Genomic DNA, 21,063 nt, shown 5'->3' on the forward strand with positions numbered 1-21,063 from the left:
CGCTAGCCGCGGCGGGCCTGCTCCACGGCGAGTTCGTGCGCGAGCAGCTCGGCGAACGTGAAAGTCCCTGTCGGACGGTCGTTCTTGCCGAGCAGGTAGAGACGCTTGACGGCGGCGAGAATGCCTTCGGCGAGGGCATCGCGGGACTCCGGCGACACCAGGGTGGCGCGATCGTCGGGGTTGGTGATGTAACCGACGTCGACCTGCACGGTGGGCATCCGAGTGAGGCGAAGCAGGTCCCACGTCCTGCCATGCACCCGGCAATCGCGTAAACCGGTGCGCGCCACGACCTCTCGTTGGATGAAGTCAGCGAGGTTGCGCCCGATCGTCGAGACGGAGCCGTGCGAGTTCCCGAAGTGGAAGGACGCGACGCCGTTGGCGGCGGGGCTGGAATGAGTGGCGCAGCGAAGGCTGATCATCATGTCGGCGCCGACGGTGTTGGCCGTCGCCGCGCGCTCGGCGTCGGTCGGGGAGGCGTTGATCGGCCGCGAGAGAAAGGTCTCGATTCCGATGGCCGTCATCCGGCCTTCGAGCCGACTCGCCAGGTCCCACAGAATGTCTGCTTCGCTGATCGGGCCCGACGGCCCGTTCATGATCAGACCGTGGTCGGCGCCGCCGCGGCCCGGGTCGACGATGATCCGCTTGCCGGACAACCGCGGCCCACTGCTGCGGACCAGTTCTTCCTCGCGGATCGCGTGGGGCGAACCGCCAGTGACGCGGGCGCCGAGAAAGTACAAGGAGCGCAACGTTTCCGGGCCGCAGATTCCGTCCGGATAGAGGCCGTACTCGCGCTGGTACGACGACAGCGCATTGTGCGTCTGCAGCCCGAAGTGCCCGTCTACCAGGCCGGTGTAGAACCCGAGATCTTGCAGGCGTGCCTGCAGCGTCGCCACGTCGTCGCCGTACATCGGCGCACCGAACTGATGGTTGAGGGTGCGAGCGCCCAACCGGTAGGAGGCTTCCTTCAAGGCGCGGTATGTGGCCTCGCCGACGACCCCGTCGACCAGAAGACCGCGATGCTGCTGGAAGGCCCGCACGGCGTGATCGAGGTCGTCGTCGAACATGTCTGCCGCAAAATGCTTGCCGGTGGTCAGGTCGTCGTCGGGATCGCCGAGCATTCCGAGCGCGGCGAGTGCGGCCCGGATCTCGGCGACCGCACCACCGCGGTCACCGCGACGCAGACTCGACATACGCAGCATTGTCTCAGACCGTCAGGGGATTCGGAAAAACCCCAGGCGGCGAATCACGCCACGATGTGTGGCGATCCGAGGTGTTTAGATGACCTCCGCGAGCTCGCGCAGCAGCGCGGCCTTGCCCTTGGCGCCGACGATCCGCTTCACCGGCTGACCGTCCTTGAAGAGGATCATCGTGGGGATCGAGACCACCTGAAAATCGCGTGCGGTGGCGGGATTCTCGTCGACGTCGAGCTTCGCGACGGTGAGCGCGCCCGCCTTCTCGGAGGCGATCTCCTCCAGTACCGGGGCGACCATCTTGCACGGTCCGCACCATGTCGCCCAGAAGTCCACCAGAACCGGTGTGCCGCTGGCGAGGACGTCGTCGGAGAACGAGTCGTCCGTCACCGTCTTCGTGGATTCGCTCACTGCTGTGCTCCAATCAGGTCGGTGTCATCGGTTGTTGTAGAGGTTCTTTCGCCCGGCTCGGCGTGATCGGCCAACCACCGCTCGGCGTCGATCGAAGCGGCACAACCACTTCCGGCTGCCGTGATCGCCTGGCGGTAGGTGTGGTCGACGAGATCGCCTGCGGCGAAAACACCTTCGACCGACGTGTAGGTGGTGCGGCCGACCACCTGGACGTAGCCTTCATCGTCGAGGTCGACCTCGCCGCGCACCAGGTCCGAACGAGGGTCATGGCCGATCGCGACGAACACGCCCGTCACGGCCAAGGTGGACTCCTCGCCGGTCACGCTGTTGCGCAACTTGATTCCCGTCACCTTCGGATCACCTTCGATTCCGGTGACCTGGGTGTTGGTCAGGATGGTGATCTTCTCGTTCTCCTGCGCGCGCTCCAACATGATCTTCGACGCGCGGAATTCGTCGCGCCGGTGGATCAGCGTCACGCTCCGGGCGAACCGGGTCAAGAACGTTGCTTCCTCCATCGCGGAATCACCGCCACCGACGACGGCGATGTCCTGATCGCGGAAGAAGAAGCCGTCGCATGTCGCACAGGTGCTGACGCCCATACCGAGAAGGTCGTCCTCACCGGGGACACCGAGGTGGCGAGCTGCAGCGCCCATCGCGAGGATGACCGCGCGAGCCCGGTGGGTCTCGTCGCCGACCGTGACCGATTTCACCGGCCCGGAGAGGTTGACGGCGTCGACATCCTCCATGCGCAGATCGGCGCCGAAGCGCAGTGCCTGTTCGCGCATCTCGTCCATCAGCTCGGGGCCGGTGATGCCGTTGCGGAAGCCTGGGTAGTTCTCGACCTCGGTGGTGGTCATCAGCGCGCCGCCGAACTGGGATCCCTCGAACACCAGCGGCTTGAGCTGGGCCCGGGCGGCGTAGACGGCTGCGGTGTAGCCGGCGGGGCCCGACCCGATGATGATGAGGTCGTGAACGGTCTCTGAGGAGGTCATGCGAACCTTTCTGCCTGGGGCAAGAGTTCTCCAGAACCGCAGCTGCGTAAACACCTGCAGTCTCTAAACAACAGGGTAGGCCGGGGTGTTCCCGCCGCGTCACCGGGCGTGATCACCGATGCAGCGAGGTCCTCGCGAGTGGCGCGGCGGTGTCGGCGTCGCACTCCGCGTCTACGACGACGGCGTCGACGGCTCCCGGCGTGTGCCCGGGCAGCACCAGCAGCACCGCAGGCCGGGCGGAGACGTCGAGCCGCCGCCCACCGAGCACGTCGACGTCGGGGATGTATCCGAGGCCGGCCAGGCAGGCCGCACGCCGCCGGGGATCTGTCAGCGGACCCAGGTCGGGCCGCGCGGTGAGCACGGCGCGCACCTCCTCTGCGGAGAGTGGGAACGCCGGGGCCGACACCGTGATCTGCGACGCTGTCGGCCCCGCGGGAAACGCGGGAGGCGAGTCGTCGGCGAGCAGGTGGGCACCGCCGACGGCGGCCAGCGACAAGGCGCAGGCCCCGACGAGCAGACCCACCCATTGCGCGTGGCTCAGCTGCGGGCGCACAAGCGCATGGGCAGCCGGGTGCGGCGCGGTGCGCAGAGCGGCGTCGATCCGCGCGGTGACGTCGGGCGGAACCTCGGGGGCGTTCCCGTCGTCCAACTGCGTGAGTTCGTGCCGGATGCGGGCCGCAGTGGCCGGGTCGTCGGAGTCTTCGCTGGGCTCGATCGTTCGAGGCTAGTCGACGGGCTCAGTCCGCGGCGGCGCCGGCAGCCAGACAGTTCAACGATTCGGCCAGTTTGGTTCTGGCGCGGGAACACCGCGACTTCACCGTCCCCTCGGCGACGCCGAGCAGGCGCGCCGTCTCGGCCACCGAGAACCCCTGCATGTCCACCGCGACCACCGCGGCCCGCTGCTCGACCGGCAGACGCATCAGTGCCCGTTCGATGACAAGGGTCGTTTCGAGTCGTGCTGTCGGATCGACGGCACCGGCCACCTGGTCGTCCAGGACATCCCATAGACGAGTCTTGTTGCGGCGCAGCCGATCCAGGCATGCATTGACCACGATCCGGTACAGCCAGCTGCTCACCGCGGAGTCGTGGCGGAACAAAGGCGCGGTGCGGTGCGCGGCGAGCATCGCGTCCTGCAGAGCATCGGCGGCGTCGTCGGGGTCTCGGCTCGTCAGTTGCGCGAGCCGATAGAGCTGACGCTGGTGGCGGTGGAAGAGTTCCGCGAAGGCGTAGCGGTCCCCGGCGACGTGCGCGGTCAGCAGGTCGGCGTCAGTGCGCGGCCGCCCCCTCGGCTCCGGCTCAGCCCCGAAAATCCCCACAGCCGAACACTAATCGGCACCGGGGGAGGGGTCGGTCACCAGTTTCCGGGCGACGGTCAGGAGCGGGCGTTGAGTGTGATCTCGGCGATGTCGGAGCGGCTCTCCCCGTTCACCTGTCCCAGGGTGGACACCCACACGAGGACGTTCGAGGTCGGTTCGGCGTCGTCCACCTCGATCGTGTTGGACCCGGGCTGCAGCGGGGTCGGGTCGGTCAGCGCCGTCGTGGCGTCCAGCGACGACGGTGTCGCGGTGTCCGACGAACGGATCTGTACCGACGTACCGGTGCTGTTGAGGTTGATCGTGACCGAGCCGATGGTGGCCGGTTCGGACAACTGCAACATCAGACCCACACCGTTCTTGAAGTTCGGGAACGGCACCGGGTCGCTGTAGGTGTCGATGGGCCACACCGTGGTCGCGTTGCCGTCGATCGCCAATGAGGCGAGGTCGGGTGCGTCGGCCTCGCCTTCGGGTGAGAACACCGTGGCGCGAACGGGTTTGATGGCCGAGCCACTGGTGCTCGGGCTCTCGGAAGTGGTCGACGACGTAGGGGCATTGAGGCCGAGTTCGTCCCCGCCGAGTCCGCTGCCGACGTCGCCGAAGATCCGGCTGAGCACCGTCGCGAGCAGAACGACCGCGACGACGACGATGACGCCGGCGACGGTCAGTGCGATGATCACGTTCTTACGCCGCCGGGCGTCGGCGTCGGCGTCGGTCTCCGACTCCGCGTCTCCGGTGCGGGGTTCGGGCGAGGGGTCGTCGACCGGTGAGATGTGGTCGGTGCGGTCGGCGATCGCGGTGGCCTGCTGGAGCAGGTTCAGCAGCGTCGGCGCGCTGCGGATACCGCCGCCCTCCTGGACGGCGCGCGCCGCGGCGGCCGAGATCTGGAACGGGATGTCGCGGTCGACGGACCTGGGCTCGACCGGTTGACCGGCGGCATCGAGGTCGGCCTGGTCAAGACCGCTGGGGTCCCCGGTCTCGGGCAGCGGCCACTTGTTGATCAACAGCGCGTAGAGCGCCGCACCGATGCCGCGGATGTCGTCGTCGGGCGACGCGTCGGGCAGCGTGGCGGGGAATGCGAGTGCCACGTCGCCGTCGATGCTCACACGAATCCGGTTCGGGTGGTCGATGGCGAGCGCCACGCCGTTGCGGTGGGCGACCTCGGCTGCGGCGGCCAGAGACTGGATCGCGCGGGCGCCTCCGATCGGCGACGGGTTGGTCTCGGCGACCTCGGCCAGGGATCCGCCGCGGATCCACTCGGAGACCACGAGGCCGCCGCCGCTCGTCTTCACGACATCGAGCACACGGGCGACGCCGGGCATGTCGATGCGGCTGAGCCGCTGCGTGCGGTCCAGGATGTCCTGCACCTTCTGCGCGGGCATCGTGGAGTCGGGGTCGACGAAGGTCAGCGCGACCTGACGGTCGAGCGCCGTGTCGAGGGCCTGCCAGAACTGGAGGTCGGCGGGCCCGCCGTGGGACACGAGGAGCCGGTAGCGCCCGTTGACGGTGGCTCCCGGGATCAGGTGCAGCTCTTCGGCCGAGGTCGCGGTCTCGATCGCGGGTTCGCGCGGCGGATCGAAGGCCAGCGTCTCGCGGGTGGGGTCGCCGCCGTAGTCCGACGGCGGCCGCGGCGGGGACTCCGATGCGGGCCGGACGGTGGGGCTCGCTGCCGGAATGGCCGTCGTCGCGGAATCGTCCGCGGGCGGGTGGACGTCCTCGTGGGGGAGGTCGGGGACGTCGGGTTGGAAGTCGTCTGGCGAGGGTCGGGTGATCCTCGTGGTCGCGGCGGGGTCGGACGCCGGCGAAGAGTCGCTGGTGGGTTTGTCGCTCACCGCAGTTCCTCTCCGCCTCCCGTCGTCGGCAACATCGGCCGATCGTCCCCTCCGATCAGGGTACGGCAGCGGTCTAGGCGGTACGGCCCGGACCGGCGGTCCCGCCGCGGGTGCGCGGCTACCGACGCGTCGCCGCACCGCGGCCAGCGCCGCGTGGGCGTCGGGGACTTTCGCAGCAAGCATCACGGCGACGATCAGCGGCACCATCACCAGGCCAAGGGCCGAGAGCCGCAGCAGCGAACCTCCGGCACCCCAGTGCTCGGTGAGGTTCTCCAGGCCGAGCAGTTGGTCGATCACGTGCGCGACCAGGCCTGCGCCCAGCGACGCGGTGATGGTGACCAGGATCGTGCGGACGACGTCGTGGCCGACGAGCCGTCCACCGGGCGGATCGAGCCGCGCCCGCAGCAGCAGATGGCCGACGGTGGCACCGGCGAGAAAGCCCAGCCCGTTGGCCAATCCGAGGTAGCCGGCGACCAGTTCGGGGTCCTCGGTCAGGTGGGGTGCGGCCAGCGAGGCGGCGATCTTCACCACGGTGATGACGATGATCAGCACAATCGGCGTCCACGGTTCCTGTCGCGCGTAGAACACGCGCAGCTGCAGCAGCACCATGGCATACGGGATGAGGGTGAACGACGAGAGGGTGATCGCCATCCCGAGGTACGCGGCGTCGACTGCACCGAAATTGCCGTAGGAGAACAGTGCGCTACCGATGGCGGGCCCGCCGACGGTCATCATCGCGACGATGGGGATGAGCGAGACCATGGTGAGCCGCGTGGCCAGCGACAGGTCGGCCAGCACGGCCGGCCCGTTCTCGGCGGCCGCGTTGCGTGACAACCTCGGCATGACCACGGTCAGTACGGTGACGCCGACGATGCCGAACGGCAGCTGCAGGATGAGCCAGGTGTAGTTGTAGATCGCGGGCCCCGACGCGGCGGCCGAGCTGGCGACCTGGTTGCCGACAATGAAACCGACCTGGCTGATGAGCACGTACAGCACCATCGCCACGGCCATCATCCCGAACTTCTTCAGCCGGTCGTCGATGCCCCACAGCGGTCGCAGGCTGACCCGCTCACGCCGGATCGCGGCGAACAACACCGTGGCCTGGGCGACGACGCCGAGGGTGGTGCCGATGCCCAGGACGAGCAGCTTGGCATCGCTCATCTCCACCGGGTTGAGCGAGAGTTCGCCCGGGACAAGGACATACACCACCAGCGTGAGGATGGCGACGACGTTGTTGACCACCGGCGCCCAGGCAGGCGGCCCGAAGATGTTGCGGGTATTCAGGATTGCCATGAAGACCGAGGACAGACCATAGAAGACGATCTGCGGTAGCAACAGGTAGGCGAACGCGGTCGTCAGCGGCCGGTCCACGAGTGGGTCGGGTCCGAGCATCAGGTCGACGAGTAGGGGAGCCGCCACCGTCGAGATCAGCGTTACGACCAGCAGCAGCGTGGTGGCCAGGGTCAGAAGCCGTCGTACGAAGGCGGTGCCGCCGTCCGGGTCGTCGCGCTCGGCCCTCGCGAGCACCGGCACGAAGATCGCGGTGAACGTCGCCTCGAGCACCAGCGCGGCGATCATGTTCGGCAGCTGATTGGCCACGGTGAACGCGCTCGACAGCGCCGCGCCCAGGATCGCGGCGAGCAGCACGATGCGCGCGAAACCGGTCAGGCGGCTGACGAGGGTGGCCAGCGCCATGCCCCACGACCGCGACACCACCGCGGCGTCGGACATCTCCGTCCGCACCGCCGCGCGGGGAGGTTTTGCCTCACGCATCGCTGCCGCCCGGCGCGGTCCTGGCACGGCGACCGGCGCCCGCATCGGCCGGAGTCTCGTCGTCGCGGTAGGAGAGCGCGACCTCGATCGGGTCGGGCCGGTCGAGGTCGGCACGGTCGGGCTGGCCGCGGAACCGATGCCACAGGCGGCGCCCGACCAGCAGTGCCAACACCGCGCCGCCGGTCAACGTGATGAAGAACAGCACCTTGCCGTAGGCGTTGGAGTGCACCGACAGCCGAACCGGCTCACCCAGCGGCACACCGTCGGCGGTCCGCAGCGCCACATCGACCGCCACGCGCTGGGTGAAGTGCACCTCGATGGGAACCTTCAGCGGCAGGAAGCCCGGGGGCAACACGATCTCGCCCATGTCGGTCACCGTCATGCCGGGCGGCGCGTCGATGTCCAGGCGTACGCGGATCGGCACCGGGAGGTCGTTGCGCAGAGCCAGAGGCAGCGGGCTGCGTTCGGTCGCGAGCGTGTAGGAACCGCCGGGGTTGACGATGGTCACGGCGTTGAAGAGGTCCTCGACCGTGCGCCCCACCGTGGTCAACCGTTGCTGCGCGAGCCCGTTGCGGGCGTCCGGCGGTACCGAAAGGCTCAGCGCGCGAAGCAGGTCCTCGCGCAGCGGCGCGGTGTACTGGTATCCGGTCAGGCCGGTGCGCTCGTCGGTGGTCAGCGCCGCCGTCAGCCCCCACAGGCGGCCCGTCGCCGCCGCGATGCCGGTCACCACGCCTGCGTCGAACCGGCCCCGCGGGTTGCCGAGGGGACCGGTCGGCAGCGGCGCGTCGACCGCCGCCGCGTTCGCGTCGTTGATGAGCACCGGCAGCGGCCGGGGTGTGGCGAGGCCCGCGCGGATGCTGGTGGCCACCGCGGTGAGGATCGACTGGGCGTCCTGCGGGGTCAGGTTCCACATCAGCGGAGGCATCAGGATCTCGGTCCGCGGTGTGGTCTCCGGATGCAGGCTGCGCCACAGCAACGAGGCGAGTGCGTCCTGGCGGCGGGCCGCCGCGGAGTCCTGTTTGACGGAGATGTCGAGTGACGGGTCCACATAGGACGGGGACTCCGGAGCGGGGCCGACGCCCGCGAGGGCTGCGCCGACAGCCGGATCGAACTGTGCGGCAACGACATTGGGGGTATAGCGGATCGGACGGGTGTCGGCCGTCTCGGCCATCCCGTCGGCGGTTTCCTCCGGACCGACCAGATTCGCGGCCCCGACGGCCACGGTCGGACCCTGGGCGGTCAGGAGCTGCACCGCTGACGCGGTGAGCGGGCCGTCGCCGACCAGGCTCGCGCCGCGGGTCGAGGTGATGCCGAGGATCTGGTCGACGATGCCGCCCGACCCGGTGGTGGCGATCGAGGACAGGCCGGGGTCGGCGACCCGGTTCAGCGCGTCGAGGTCGGTCTGCGCGTATGTCGTCGGTGCGACGCACATCCGCGCGGCCAGCGTCTTGAGCCTGTTCATCCAGTCGATGGCGGCCTGTTGTCCCGCCCCGGGATGGGTCGGGGTGCGGGGGCCGGCGTCGGCGGCGTCGTTGACGACGTAGCCGTTGGTCATGGCGTTGACAGTGACCAGCAGATCGGGGTCGACGGCCAGACACAGCGCGCGGGTGACGGCGCCGCCGGGATCGACCTCGGGGCTGGTCGCGAAGTCCACGGCGGTCAGCATCGTGTCCAGGCGCCCGCCCGGGGCCAGCGAGGTCGCCAACTCGTCGTCGATCAGGCGTACGGGCGTCGTGCCGCCGGGTGCGCCCGCGGCCAGCCGGGGCCGGTCGGCCAGCGGCCAGAACATCGTCAGCCCGACGGGACGGGTGGTGTCGGGGGGCACCGCGGACTCGAGCGCTTCGGCGGCCGCGACCCCGTCGTCTTGTCCCTCCTGCGCCTCCTGCGGCGGGACCCCGAGCACGGGAAGCAGGAAGCGCGAGTCGTCGAGACGGGCGGCGGATCCGTAGTCGGGGGTGCCGTTGACATTCACCATGAGCGGATACACACCAGGGGTGTCGATCCTCATCGACGACCCGTCGGCGGACCTCAGCGGGAAGGCCAGACGAAACGGAACCTGTTGTCCACGCGCGAGTTCGGGTGCGGCAGTGATGAAATCGGCGACGGGCTGGTACTGGTCGACGTTGCCGGCGAGGTCGGTGCGCAACGCGCTCGACGACGTGACGGCCGGGGCGCGCTCCAGGCGTACGACGACGTCGCGCACCGCGCGGTCCCCGACGTTGCTGATGGTGCCCGTCACCGTCACCATCTGATCGCTGGTCGTGGTGACGATGTCGGGGGTGACGCTGTCGATCTGCACGCGCAGGAACGGGATCGATCCCGGCTGGGCGGCCCCGAGTGGGGGAGCGGCGACCGGTGCCACGGCAAGCAGGAGCGCAAGGATCAGGACGAGCAGGCGCCCAGCGGATGACGATCGAGCGGCGAGGGACGAGCCGCGGTGAGGGGTCCGCTCAGAGCGCCCATGCTCCGTCACGGGCCTTGACCGCAGCCGTTCGTCCGCCGGCCGGGCTGGGGTTGCGCGCTGGAATCAGGCCTGCGCTGGCGGGTGTGGGAGTGCGTCTGACCGCGGCGGCGCGGCGTCGTGCGCGGCAACGGGGGAAGTGCACCGGGCCCGTCGGAATGCAGCTTGTCGATCAGTTCGTCGGCGACCTCGGCGAGCTTGCGCTCGTCGGCGTAGGCCAGTCGAGAAGGCAGCTCTCGCAGCGGCACCCACGCGACTTCGGTCACCTCGACGTCTTCGTCGGAGAGCTCTCCGCCGAGGAACCGCATCAGGTAGTGGTGCACCGTCTTGTGGACCCGCCTGCCCTCGGTGACGAACCAGTAGTCGATGCTGCCCAGCGCAGCCAGCACATCGCCCTGGATCCCGGTTTCCTCGGCGACCTCGCGGATGGCGGTCTGCTCGGCCGTCTCACCCATCTCGATGTGGCCTTTCGGCAGTGACCAGAGCATCCGTCCGCGCCGATCGATGCGGCCGATGAGGGCGGCCACCTGATCGTCCTTCGGCCCGTCGAGACCGTCGATGACCAGGCCGCCGGCGGACGTCTCGTGGACGGTGCGGAGTCGTTCCTGCGGCCGTCGGGCCCGGGACTTCTGGGGCTTGGGAGCCTGGCCGGGTTTGTCGGGCGCGGCACCGTTGGCGGGGGAACTGGCGGTGTGCTGGCGGGGGTTGGCGACCTGCTCGGAACCGGACTCCGGGGGACCTGCCGCGCGTCGGCCTCGGCGCCGCCCTCGGCGCCGTCGTGGCCTCGCCTGCTCCCCTTCCGACACCCAAGCGATAGTAGCTGGCATGAACAGCACCTCTCACCGCACTCGCCGGTCGGTGACATGCCTGTGACCAGTAGGCTCACCGGACGTGCCCGACCCTAGCCGTGACAGCGTGACCGACACCGAGTTGCTCGGTGCTGCGCAGGTGGCGCTGAACGAGCATGGCGAGGTGTTGCGCGGGTTGGGGCGGGTGTTCGCCGACCACGGCCACGAGCTGTACCTGGTCGGAGGGAGTGTGCGCGACGCCCTGCTCGGCCGCCTCGGCGAGGATCTCGACTTCACCACCGACGCACGCCCCGAGCAGATGATGCGGTTTCTGCGTCGGTGGGGCGACGCGATGTGGGACACGGGAATCGATTTCGGCACCCTGGCTGTCGGCAAGGGCGCCGACAGGCTCGAGATCACCACGTTTCGCGCCGACACCTACGACCAGGTGTCCCGCAATCCCGAGGTGCGCTTCGGTGACAACCTGGCCGACGATCTGGTGCGCCGCGACTTCACGGTGAACGCGATGGCGGTGCGTGTGACGCCGGACGGTCCGACGGAGTTCCTCGATCCGGTGGGCGGTTTGGCTGCCCTGCGGCAGGGGATGCTGGACACCCCTTCGGAACCCGAGGTGTCGTTCGGTGACGATCCGCTGCGGATGCTGCGCGCGGCGCGGTTCGTCTCGCAGCTCGGTTTCGCGGTGGCTCCGCGGGTGCGGCGCGCTCTCGAAGAAATGGCACCGCAGCTGTCGCGGATCACCGCCGAGCGGGTCGCGGCCGAGCTCGACAAGCTGCTGCTCGGGACCGACCCTGTCGCCGGTCTGGACCTGATGGTGGAGACGGGCCTCGGCGACGTGGTGCTCCCGGAGATCGGTGCGATGCGCATGGCGATCGACGAGCATCACCAGCACAAGGACGTCTACCAGCATTCGTTGACGGTGCTGCGGCAGGCGATGGATCTGGAAGAACCCTCGGGCCCCCCCGACCTGGTGCTGCGGTGGGCGGCGCTGCTGCACGACATCGGCAAGCCCGCGACCCGCAGGCACGAACCCGACGGCGGGGTGAGCTTCCATCATCACGAGGTCGTCGGCGCGAAGATGGTGCGCAAGCGGATGCGCGAGCTGAAGTACTCCAAGCAGATGATCGCGGATGTCTCGCAGCTGGTGTACCTGCATCTGCGCTTCCACGGCTACGGCGACGGCCGGTGGACCGACTCGGCCGTGCGCCGATACGTCACCGACGCCGGACCGCTGTTGAGTCGCCTGCACAAGCTGGTGCGCGCGGACTGCACCACCCGCAACAAACGCCGTGCCGCGCGCCTGCAGGCCAACTACGACGATCTGGAACGGCGCATCGAGGAGCTCGCAGCCAAGGAGGACCTGGAGCGGGTTCGTCCCGACATCGACGGCAACGAGATCATGAAGATCCTCGGGATCCCGCCGGGGCCGCAGGTCGGTAAGGCGTGGAACCACCTCAAGGAGCTTCGCCTGGATCGCGGGCCGCTCGACCACGACGAGGCTGTCGAGGAATTGATGAAGTGGTGGAACGCGCAGGGCTAGCGGTGCGTCTGAACAAGTGTGGAGTACTGCTTGGGTGACCCGGACGGGTCTGCCACCCTGTGGACCGCCGGTGCCGACACCGATTTCGACGGCGACGGCGTGTTCGATGCGGTGGGCCGCGACGTCGACGACGACGGCTTCGGTGATGTCCTGCTCGATCTCGATGCCGACGACGTGGCCGACCATGCGGTGCTCGACCTCGACGGCGACGGGGCGCCGGAGGCGTACTTCACCGACGACGGCACCGGCACCTGGACGGTCGCGGCCGAGCGTGGCGGTTCGGCACTGCGCTGGCTCGGTCTCGACGGTGTCGAGCATCCGGCGTCGTCGGCGCCGGTGGATCTCGACGGCGACGGATCACCGGAACGCCTGGTGGATTCCGACGGCAACGGTCTGGCCGATCGCGCGTTCGGTGGTTCGCAGGCGTGGGTCGACACCGACTTGGACGGCCGCTGGGATGTGCGGCTTTCGGACGGGAACGGCGACGGCGCCGCCGACAGCGCCGAGTACCTCTAACCGCGTCCCGCGCCGGGCGGGCCGGCGAAGGCCTGCGCGATCGTCAGCCACTTCTCGGCGTCGGCTCCGGTCGCGGCGACGTCCAGTGATGCCGGCGGCCTACGCTGCGTGACAAGCATGCAGAAGTGCTCAGCCGAGCCGGTCACCCGCTGCGCCGCATCCTCGGGTCCCCACGTCCACTCGGTCTCGGCGGAGCCCGCAGGCGCCGAAAGTTTCACGTGGAACGGTTCCGCAGGCGGGGTGAGCCCGTGCACGGCGTACGCGAAATCGCGTGTACGAACTCCGATGTGGGCTATCGAACGTAGCCGCGACGTCGGAGTCCGCGTCACCCCGAGCGCGTCGGCGACGTCGAGGCCGTGCGCCCAGGTCTCCATCAACCGTGCGGTCGCCATCGACGGGGCGCTCATCGGCGGGCCGAACCAGGGCAGCTTGCGGCCGTCGGCGACCGCGAGCAGTTCGTCGTGCAGCGCGGCGCGGGTGGCGCGCCAGTCCGCGAGCAAGGCCTCCGGCGGCGTGGCCGCGAGTTCCTCGGCGCCGGCGTCGACGAATCCGGTCGGGTTCTGCGCGGCGGTCTCGAGGATCGCGGCGAACCCTGCTTCGTCGGTGACGGAGGTGAGCGCCACGCGGTCGGTCCACAGCAGATGCGCGATCTGGTGGGCGATGGTCCAGCCGGGGGCCGGAGTCTGCGTGGCCCACTGTTGCGGCGGCAGTGCCGCGACGAGCGCGTCGAGATCGTCGCTTTCCGCGCGCAGATCAGTGACCATCGGGGCTGCTGCGGCCATGGCGATCACCCTAGCCGGGGCGTCGGCGCCGCCGCGCCACCGTTGCGTGCACGGCCAGTCCCGCGAGATAGAGGGCGCTGCCCACGAGCGCCAGCGCCACCGAATGTCCGTCGGGTGGGATGACGAAGGCGGCACCGCAGATCGCGGCGATGAACGCCACCCAGAACAACGAATCCTGGACGGCGAACAGGTGACCGCGCAGGGCGTCGTCGACGTCGATCTGCATCGCGGTGTCCGCGCACAGCTTCACCACCTGACCCGCTGCGGCGAGCAGGAAACCGCACACGATCATCACGGGCAGGTGCAGCGTGGCACCGGCCAGCTGCACCACGGCGGCGAACCCGAGCGCCCCGTTGGGCGTCACGTAGCGTCCCCACCTCTTCACCAATGCGGGCGTCAGGAGGGTCGAGAGGAACTGCCCCGCACCGCCCGCGGTGACGAACAGCACCGTCATGCCGAAACCGGCGACGGTCGCCGCTTCGGTGTGCCGCACCATCACCAGCACCAGCAGTGTGTTGATGCCGAACACCATGCGGTGGGCGGCGAGCCCCGCGAGCGTGGCCGAGACCGTCGGAACCGCCAGCACGGTGCGCGCGCCGTGCAGCCAGCCGGTCGCCACCGCATAGGTGACCGACCCGTGCACCGCGCGGACGCTGTCGTCGGGGCCGAGCAGGCGCGGCGGGAACCGGTTGGACAGCCACAGCGCGAGCGCCACCGGCACGGTGACGAGGAAGATGACGACCGATGCGCCCGAGTCGCCGGCGCCGAACTGCCAGCGGGGTAGCAGCATGAAGACCGCACCGGCGAACGCGGCCACCGACCCCGTGGCGGTCGCGACGGAATTCATCGTGATGACCTGTGCGCGCGGCACCACATGCGGCAGCGCCGCCGACAGGCCCGACGACACGAACCGTGTGAAACCGTTCGCGACGAGCGCACTCAACAGGATGGGGATGTCGCCGACGCCCGCCGCCAGGAGCGCGCCGACGCCCACGATCACCGCCAGGCGGCCGGTGTTGGCGGCCACGAGCACCAGCCGGCGGTCCCAGCGGTCCAGCAGTGCGCCCGCGAACGGCCCGAGCAGCGAGTACGGCAGGAACAGCACCGCGAACGCGGCGGCGATCGCCCACGGCTCAGCCTCGCGCTCGGGGTTGAAGAGGATCGCTCCGGCGATCCCGGCCTGGAACAGACCGTCGCCGAACTGGCTCACCGCGCGCAGCTCGAGCAGCCGGCGGAACTCGGGCAGGGCACGCACCGACCGCCACAGAGTGCGGGGCACGCGGTTGTCGGGCACGGCTGTCACGTCCTGGTGGTGAGGGTGGGGCGGGGCTCGTCGCGCGACCGTGCGGCGCGGCGTCGTCGCGACGCGAACCACAGTACAAATATCGGGATGCGCCCCGCTTGTTCGGCACGATCATGGTGCTGGTGGTGACATGATGGACCGATGGCGCAGCCAGACGATCCGGAGGATTACCAGGACAGAGCTGCGCCCATCGCCCCCCGGGTCCGCGCGGGCACGCTGCTGCTGGCCAACACCGACCTGCTGGAGCCCACCTTCCGCCGCAGCGTCATATATGTGGTCGAGCACAACGACGGGGGCACCCTGGGCGTCGTCCTGAACCGCCCGAGTGAGACGGCCGTCTACAACGTGCTGCCCCAGTGGGCGAAGCTGGCAACGAAACCGAAGACGATGTTCATCGGCGGCCCGGTGAAACGCGACGCCGCCCTGTGCCTGGCCACGCTGCGGGCCGGTGCCGATCCGTCGGGAGTGAAGGGTTTACGGCACGTGCAGGGCCGGGTGGTGATGGTGGATCTCGACGCCGAGCCCGACTCGCTGGCGCCGATGGTCGAAGGGGTTCGCATTTTCGCCGGGTACTCCGGCTGGACCATCGGTCAGCTCGAGGGTGAGATCGAGCGTGACGACTGGATCGTGTTGTCCGCGTTGCCTTCTGATGTTCTGGTGGAACCGCGGGTGGACTTGTGGGCCAGAATCCTGAGGCGGCAGCCGATGCCGTTGTCGCTGATGGCCACCCACCCGATCGACCTCAGCCGGAACTAGTCAGCTCCCGCAGGTCAGCGTGCACGAACCGCACGCGCTGCCGCAGCCGCCCGTCCCTGCCGACGCCGCCTGCCGTGCGTTCTCGCGGGTGACGGCTTTGGCGCTCTGCCAGCAGCCTGCGGCGACGGTGCCGAGGGCGCCGGCGACGCAGACGATGAGGATCATCGCACCGGTCGACGACGGGGCCGACAGCGCGACCACCCCGCCCGCCCCGAGCATCACAGCGGCCGCCAGCTGCGTCGGCGCCACGGCGCGCAGCACCTGTTGCACGTAATCGGTCGAGGGTCGGCGCGTCAGCGACCACACGCCCAGCGCAGCGGTCACGACGGCCGCGCACAGACTCACTACGGCGGCGACCAGCATGAGCGACAGAATACGGGGTTCCGGTTAGGCCGCCGTCCCCCGGGCGCCAGGCTTCGCCCGGGGGACGACGTCGTTATCCCTGCAGTCCCAACAGCTGTGGCGGGGGTGCCACTGCGGGAACAGCGGGGGCTGGGGGCGGCGCGGCAGGCTGCGGAAGCGCCGCGGCGCCGGGCGGCGGCGCGGCCGGTGCCGGGCCGGGCACGCTGACCTTGAAACCGTTGACGATCGCGTCGGTGGCGTTCGCGGCTGCGACGACCTGGTCGACGCTGGTCGTCACCGCGAGCGACACCAGATAGTTGTCCGGGCCCGCGGTCGCGATGACGTGTCGCCGCGACGTGTTCAACGTCAAGTTGTTCTCGCGGTAGGTGCCCTCGATGACCGAGGAGGGCATGCCGCCGAAATCGGCGAGTGAGGCGTCGGTCGAACGCCACGCCGGCAGCTTCTGGCTGTCGATGAAGCCGTGGCTGATCGCTTCCTTCGGGTCGAACTGGCCCACCAGCTTGTAGACGGTCACCTGGGCGTTCGACGAGTACAGCCCGTTGCCGCCGATACGGTCGGCCAGGACGGCGAAGGCATCCGGGACGTTGGGATCGGGGATGTGCTCCCAGCCGCGCGGCATCGGCAGAACGATGTTCAGCGCGCGGAAGTCACGGCTGGACTGCGGTTCCATCGCGACGCCCTTGGAGGCGAAGAATTCGGCGAGTGTGCCCGACGTGGCGGGCACGATGGTCGACACGGGACGCGGCGGCGCGACCGGGGCCGCGGGAGCGGCCACCGCCGCGGGGATGGCGGCCGGCCCTGCGGCGGCCGGGCCTGCGGCGGCGTTGGGGGTGACCGTGACCGTCTGGGTCACGGTGGCGGGGACGGGCACCGTGGGCTGCGGAATCGTGGGCTGTGCGGATGCGGTCGACGTGACGCCCAGCACACCGGCGACACCGGCGGCACACGCCCCGATGCCTCCTGCCAGAACCCGCCAGTGGCGGGCGATTTCGCTCATCTTCAGTGCTGTCCTTCCAACGCCGTGGAGCCGTCAGGGCAGAAATGTATCCACGGCCGGCGAGACGCCACCAGCCCCGGAGCCGACCTGGAATCAACCCCTGATGCATCCGCAACGGAACCGAGACCTACCCGTGGCGGGAAAATCCGCGAGCTGGGTGCTTATACCCTGGTGGGGTGACTGAAACGCCGATTGCAGCAGCTGGATCAGAGTCCTCGCGCGAGCGCTCCTCCGGCGACACACCGCAGCACCGCTATACCGCGGAGCTCGCCGGTGAGATCGAGCGCTCCTGGCAGCAACGGTGGACCGAATCGGGAACGTTCGACGTCGCGAACCCCGTCGGCTCGCTGGCCCCGGCCGACGGTGCTTCTGTGCCCGCCGACAAGATGTTCGTCCAGGACATGTTCCCGTATCCGTCGGGCGAGGGCCTGCACGTCGGGCACCCCCTTGGGTACATCGCCACCGACGTCTACGCCCGCTACTACCGCATGACCGGTCGAAACGTGTTGCATGCCTTGGGTTTCGACGCCTTCGGTCTGCCGGCCGAGCAGTACGCGATCCAGACGGGCACCCATCCGCGCACCAGGACCGAGGCGAATATCGTCAACTTTCGGCGTCAGCTGGGCAGGCTGGGGCTGGGCCATGATGCGCGCCGCAGCTTCTCGACCACCGACGTCGACTACTACAAGTGGACACAGTGGATCTTCCTGCAGATCTTCAATGCGTGGTTCGACGCGGACCAGAACAAGGCGCGTCCGATCGCGGAACTGATCGCCGAATTCGATTCTGGTGCGCGCACGCTCGACGACGGCCGCGCGTGGTCGGACCTCGACGACGCAGCCCGGGCCGATGTCCTGGATTCCCACCGCCTGGTGTACCTGGCCGATTCGGTGGTGAACTGGTGCCCCGGTCTGGGTACCGTGCTCGCCAACGAAGAGGTGACGAGCGACGGCCGCAGCGAGCGCGGCAATTTCCCGGTGTTCCGAAAGCGTTTGCGGCAGTGGATGATGCGGATCACCGCCTACTCCGACAGGCTGCTGGACGACCTCGACCTGCTGGACTGGCCGGACAAGGTCAAGGCGATGCAGCGCAACTGGATCGGCCGATCTGTCGGCGCTGTCGTCTACTTCGGGGTCCCGACGGCCCCTGACGCCGGCGACATCGAGGTCTTCACGACACGGCCCGACACTCTGTTCGGCGCGACGTACCTGGTGCTGGCACCCGAGCACGACGTGGTCGACAGGCTGGTTGCCTCGGCGTGGCCTGACGGTACCGATGAGCGATGGACGTTCGGGTCGCCCACCCCGGCCGAGGCGGTGGCCGCCTACCGTTCCAGCATCGCCGCCAAGTCGGATCTCGAGCGCCAGGAGAACAAGTCCAAGACGGGCGTCTTCCTGGGTTCCTACGCCACGAATCCGGCCAACGGCCAACAGGTTCCGGTGTTCATCGCCGACTACGTGCTGGCCGGATACGGCACGGGCGCGATCATGGCAGTGCCCGGTGGTGATCAGCGGGACTGGGATTTCGCCACCGAGTTCGGTTTGCCGATCGTAGAAGTCGTCGCGGGCGGTGACGTCTCCGTGGAGGCGTACTCCGGTGACGGCGCGCTGGTGAACTCCGGCTTTCTGGACGGCATGGACGTCGCCACGGCGAAGAGCGCGATGACCGAACGCCTGGCGGCCGAGGGGCGCGGCCACGCGCGCATCGAATACAAGCTCAGGGACTGGCTTTTCGCCCGGCAACGCTACTGGGGCGAGCCGTTCCCGATCGTCTACGACGCCGACGGTCGCGCGCACGGGCTCCCCGAGCAACTGCTGCCCGTCGAGCTGCCGGATGTTCCGGACTACTCGCCCGTGTCGTTCGACCCCGATGACGCCGACAGCGAACCATCGCCCCCCCTGGGCAAGGTGATCGACTGGGTCAACGTCGAACTCGACCTCGGCGACGGGCTCAAGACCTACACCCGCGACACGAACGTCATGCCGCAGTGGGCGGGCAGTTCCTGGTACGAGCTGCGCTACACCGACCCGTACAACCAGGAAGCCCTGTGCGCCAAGGAGAACGAGGCGTACTGGATGGGTCCGCGGCCTGCCGAGCACGGCGTCGACGACCCGGGTGGGGTCGACCTGTACGTCGGCGGTGTGGAGCACGCGGTGCTGCATCTGCTGTATTCGCGGTTCTGGCACAAGGTTCTGTTCGACCTCGGGCACGTGAGCTCGCGAGAGCCGTACCGGCGATTGGTGAACCAGGGCTACATCCAGGCATTCGCCTACACCGACTCCCGCGGGCTGTATGTGCCTGCGGCGGAGGTGGTCGAGCGCGACGGCAAGTTCTTCTACGAGGGCTCTGAGGTGAACCAGGAGTTCGGCAAGATCGGCAAGAGCCTGAAGAACTCGGTGTCACCCGACGAGATCTGTGACAACTACGGCGCCGACACGCTGCGCGTCTACGAGATGTCGATGGGGCCGTTGGAAGCGTCCCGGCCCTGGGCGACCAAGGATGTCGTGGGCGCGTACCGGTTCTTGCAGCGGGTGTGGCGACTGGTGGTCTCCGAGGAGACCGGCGAGTCCGTCGTCACCGACGATCCGCTCGACGATGACACCCAACGGCTGTTGCATCGCACGATCGCCGGTGCCGCAGACGATTACGCCTCGCTGCGCAACAACACCGCCGCGGCGAAGCTGATCGAGTACACCAACCACCTGACCAAGCAGTCGGTGACGGCGCGGGCGGCCTTGGAGCCGCTGGTACTGATGGTCGCCCCGCTGGCGCCGCACCTGGCCGAGGAGCTGTGGCGGCGGCTGGGCCACGACACGTCGCTGGCGCACGGCCCGTTCCCGGTGGCCGACGAGCGGTTTCTCGTCGAGGACACCGTCGAGTACCCGGTACAGGTCAACGGCAAGGTGCGCGGTCGGGTCACCGTGCCCGCCGACGCGCCCGCCGACGCGGTGGAGGCAGCTGCACTGGCCGATGAGAAGGTGGTCGCCTTCCTCGACGGAAAGACGCCGAAGAAGGTCATCGTCGTCGCCGGGCGTCTCGTCAACGTCGTCATCTAGGCGATTTCGGCGTAGTTGGTCAACCGCAGCATGACCAAGTACACCCGATTCGCCCATGGTGGAACCATTCTCGTAGGTGCCGCGTCACAAGAGGTGTGCTGAGTGACTATCTGCGGCGCCACGACGGAGTGATCACGCTGGCGCAGGCGCGCCACGCTGGATTGAGCAGGCAGTCGGTGAACCAGCGCGTGCGATCTGGGAGGTGGCGGCAATGCTCGCGCGGGGTCTATTTTGTCGACGACCGGCCGTTCACCGATGCTGCGCGAGTTCGCGCGGCGGTCTGGTCTTTCGGCGACCAGGCAGTGGCCAGCGGGCTGGCGGCCGCGTGGTGGCATGGGCTCACACGATTTGCCCCGCTGGACGTTGACGTGACGATGCCGCGGTCCGGCAGCGGGAGAAAGCGGGAAGGGGCGCGCCTGCGTCGGCGCGATCTTGCACCGGCCGATGTCGTCGAAAGCAGAGGCCTTCGGGTTACCGCCCTGCCACTGACGGCGATTGAAGCCGCTGTTCGCGGTCGCCGCAACCGCGACGTCATGGACAGGGCGCTTCAGCACGACGCGGACCTTCGCGACCTCTGGAACGCCCATCTTCGGAACAAGGGTCGCTACGGGTCGCCTGCCGCGCGAATACTGCTGCAAGCTGCGGCCGACGGTGAGCACTCGGAAGCCGAGCGGTTGCTGACTAAGTTAATGCGGGCAGCGCAGATTACGGGTTGGCGCACCAACGCGCGCGTCGGTGGATATGTGGTCGATGTCCTATTCCGGCGAGCGCGGGTGGTGATCGAAGTGGATGGCTGGGCGTTTCACTCCGATGCACAGGTGTTCCAGAACGACCGTGAACGGCAGAACGCTCTCTCGTTGCAAGGTTGGCAGGTGCTTCGGTTCACCTGGCTCGACTTGGTCGAGTATCCAGACCGCGTCGTCGCGACCATTAAAGCTGCGATTCGGGTGTAGTACGTCATGCCCACGTTGA

The 21,063-nt window shown here is 68.9% G+C and carries 17 protein-coding genes; 5 read left to right on the forward strand and 12 right to left on the reverse strand.

What is annotated here, in order from left to right; all coding sequences use genetic code 11:
* Positions 1-2 precede the first annotated feature (2 nt).
* The 8 genes from ACAG24_RS00455 to ACAG24_RS00490 form a co-directional block, all read right to left on the reverse strand.
* The gene (locus tag ACAG24_RS00455; protein ID WP_370470737.1) at positions 3-1,190 is read right to left on the reverse strand and encodes an N-acetylmuramoyl-L-alanine amidase; all 1,188 of its coding nucleotides are present in this window, start codon (positions 1,188-1,190) and stop codon (positions 3-5) included.
* Between the two features lie 84 nt (positions 1,191-1,274).
* Positions 1,275-1,601: a thioredoxin gene (gene trxA / locus ACAG24_RS00460; protein WP_370470738.1), complete on the reverse strand. Its 327-nt coding sequence runs from the start codon at positions 1,599-1,601 to the stop codon at positions 1,275-1,277.
* Positions 1,598-2,593, reverse strand: a complete 996-nt coding sequence (gene trxB / locus ACAG24_RS00465) for a thioredoxin-disulfide reductase (RefSeq protein ID WP_370470739.1) — start codon at positions 2,591-2,593, stop codon at positions 1,598-1,600. The genes trxA and trxB overlap by 4 nt, the downstream gene beginning before the upstream one ends.
* 112 nt (positions 2,594-2,705) lie before the next feature.
* Positions 2,706-3,242 (reverse strand): RsmA family anti-sigma factor, encoded by a 537-nt coding sequence (locus ACAG24_RS00470; RefSeq protein ID WP_370470740.1) that lies wholly within the window; start codon positions 3,240-3,242, stop codon positions 2,706-2,708.
* 88 nt (positions 3,243-3,330) lie between these two features.
* Complete coding sequence (sigM, locus tag ACAG24_RS00475; RefSeq protein ID WP_370470741.1) at positions 3,331-3,909, reverse strand: RNA polymerase sigma factor SigM; 579 nt, start codon at positions 3,907-3,909, stop codon at positions 3,331-3,333.
* Positions 3,910-3,965: 56 nt separating this feature from the next.
* Positions 3,966-7,556: a murein biosynthesis integral membrane protein MurJ gene (gene murJ / locus ACAG24_RS00480; protein ID WP_370470742.1), complete on the reverse strand. Its 3,591-nt coding sequence runs from the start codon at positions 7,554-7,556 to the stop codon at positions 3,966-3,968.
* The gene (locus tag ACAG24_RS00485) at positions 7,504-9,873 is read right to left on the reverse strand and encodes a DUF6049 family protein (RefSeq protein ID WP_445206152.1); all 2,370 of its coding nucleotides are present in this window, start codon (positions 9,871-9,873) and stop codon (positions 7,504-7,506) included. Before ACAG24_RS00485 ends, murJ begins: the two co-directional genes overlap by 53 nt.
* A gap of 107 nt (positions 9,874-9,980) precedes the next feature.
* Entirely contained in the window at positions 9,981-10,778 is a 798-nt protein-coding gene (locus tag ACAG24_RS00490) for an NUDIX hydrolase (RefSeq protein ID WP_370471738.1), read from the reverse strand.
* A gap of 85 nt (positions 10,779-10,863) precedes the next feature.
* Here ACAG24_RS00490 and ACAG24_RS00495 point away from each other — a divergent pair, with 85 nt between their 5' ends.
* Entirely contained in the window at positions 10,864-12,318 is a 1,455-nt protein-coding gene (locus ACAG24_RS00495) for a CCA tRNA nucleotidyltransferase (RefSeq protein ID WP_445206153.1), read from the forward strand.
* 18 nt (positions 12,319-12,336) lie between these two features.
* Positions 12,337-12,834, forward strand: a complete 498-nt coding sequence (locus ACAG24_RS00500; RefSeq protein WP_370470743.1) for an FG-GAP-like repeat-containing protein — start codon at positions 12,337-12,339, stop codon at positions 12,832-12,834.
* Here ACAG24_RS00500 and ACAG24_RS00505 read toward each other — a convergent pair.
* Both ACAG24_RS00505 and ACAG24_RS00510 read right to left on the reverse strand, forming a co-directional pair.
* Positions 12,831-13,616: a TIGR03084 family metal-binding protein gene (locus tag ACAG24_RS00505; protein ID WP_370470744.1), complete on the reverse strand. Its 786-nt coding sequence runs from the start codon at positions 13,614-13,616 to the stop codon at positions 12,831-12,833. The two genes, ACAG24_RS00500 and ACAG24_RS00505, sit on opposite strands and share 4 nt — an antisense overlap.
* A 10-nt stretch (positions 13,617-13,626) precedes the next feature.
* Positions 13,627-14,910, reverse strand: a complete 1,284-nt coding sequence (locus tag ACAG24_RS00510) for an MFS transporter (RefSeq protein ID WP_370470745.1) — start codon at positions 14,908-14,910, stop codon at positions 13,627-13,629.
* Between the two features lie 150 nt (positions 14,911-15,060).
* On the opposite strand from ACAG24_RS00510, the gene ACAG24_RS00515 reads away from it, so the two are divergent.
* Positions 15,061-15,675, forward strand: a complete 615-nt coding sequence (locus ACAG24_RS00515; protein WP_370470746.1) for a YqgE/AlgH family protein — start codon at positions 15,061-15,063, stop codon at positions 15,673-15,675.
* On the opposite strand, the gene ACAG24_RS00520 is transcribed toward ACAG24_RS00515, so the two are convergent.
* Both ACAG24_RS00520 and ACAG24_RS00525 read right to left on the reverse strand, forming a co-directional pair.
* Positions 15,676-16,038, reverse strand: a complete 363-nt coding sequence (locus ACAG24_RS00520; RefSeq protein ID WP_370470747.1) for a hypothetical protein — start codon at positions 16,036-16,038, stop codon at positions 15,676-15,678.
* A 73-nt stretch (positions 16,039-16,111) separates the two neighbouring features.
* A complete protein-coding gene (locus ACAG24_RS00525; protein ID WP_370470748.1) occupies positions 16,112-17,035 on the reverse strand; it encodes an LpqN/LpqT family lipoprotein in 924 nt (307 codons plus the stop codon).
* 191 nt (positions 17,036-17,226) lie between these two features.
* Here ACAG24_RS00525 and leuS point away from each other — a divergent pair, with 191 nt between their 5' ends.
* Positions 17,227-20,091, forward strand: a complete 2,865-nt coding sequence (leuS, locus tag ACAG24_RS00530; protein ID WP_445206169.1) for a leucine--tRNA ligase — start codon at positions 17,227-17,229, stop codon at positions 20,089-20,091.
* Between the two features lie 95 nt (positions 20,092-20,186).
* Positions 20,187-21,044, forward strand: a complete 858-nt coding sequence (locus ACAG24_RS00535) for a DUF559 domain-containing protein (protein WP_370470750.1) — start codon at positions 20,187-20,189, stop codon at positions 21,042-21,044.
* The last annotated feature ends 19 nt before the right edge of the window (positions 21,045-21,063 follow it).

The sequence above is a fragment of the Mycobacterium bulgaricum genome (assembly GCF_041287165.2).
Lineage (GTDB): Bacteria > Actinomycetota > Actinomycetes > Mycobacteriales > Mycobacteriaceae > Mycobacterium > Mycobacterium bulgaricum.

Coding starts and splice junctions, on each gene's coding strand:
- ACAG24_RS00455 (WP_370470737.1), bottom strand. CDS start 1,190: ATGTCGAGTCTGCGTCGCGGTGACCGCGGTGGTGCGGTCGCCGAGATC.
- trxB (WP_370470739.1), bottom strand. CDS start 2,593: ATGACCTCCTCAGAGACCGTTCACGACCTCATCATCATCGGGTCGGGC.
- murJ (WP_370470742.1), bottom strand. CDS start 7,556: ATGCGGGCGCCGGTCGCCGTGCCAGGACCGCGCCGGGCGGCAGCGATG.
- ACAG24_RS00505 (WP_370470744.1), bottom strand. CDS start 13,616: ATGGCCGCAGCAGCCCCGATGGTCACTGATCTGCGCGCGGAAAGCGAC.
- ACAG24_RS00515 (WP_370470746.1), top strand. CDS start 15,061: ATGGCGCAGCCAGACGATCCGGAGGATTACCAGGACAGAGCTGCGCCC.
- ACAG24_RS00520 (WP_370470747.1), bottom strand. CDS start 16,038: ATGCTGGTCGCCGCCGTAGTGAGTCTGTGCGCGGCCGTCGTGACCGCT.
- ACAG24_RS00525 (WP_370470748.1), bottom strand. CDS start 17,035: ATGAGCGAAATCGCCCGCCACTGGCGGGTTCTGGCAGGAGGCATCGGG.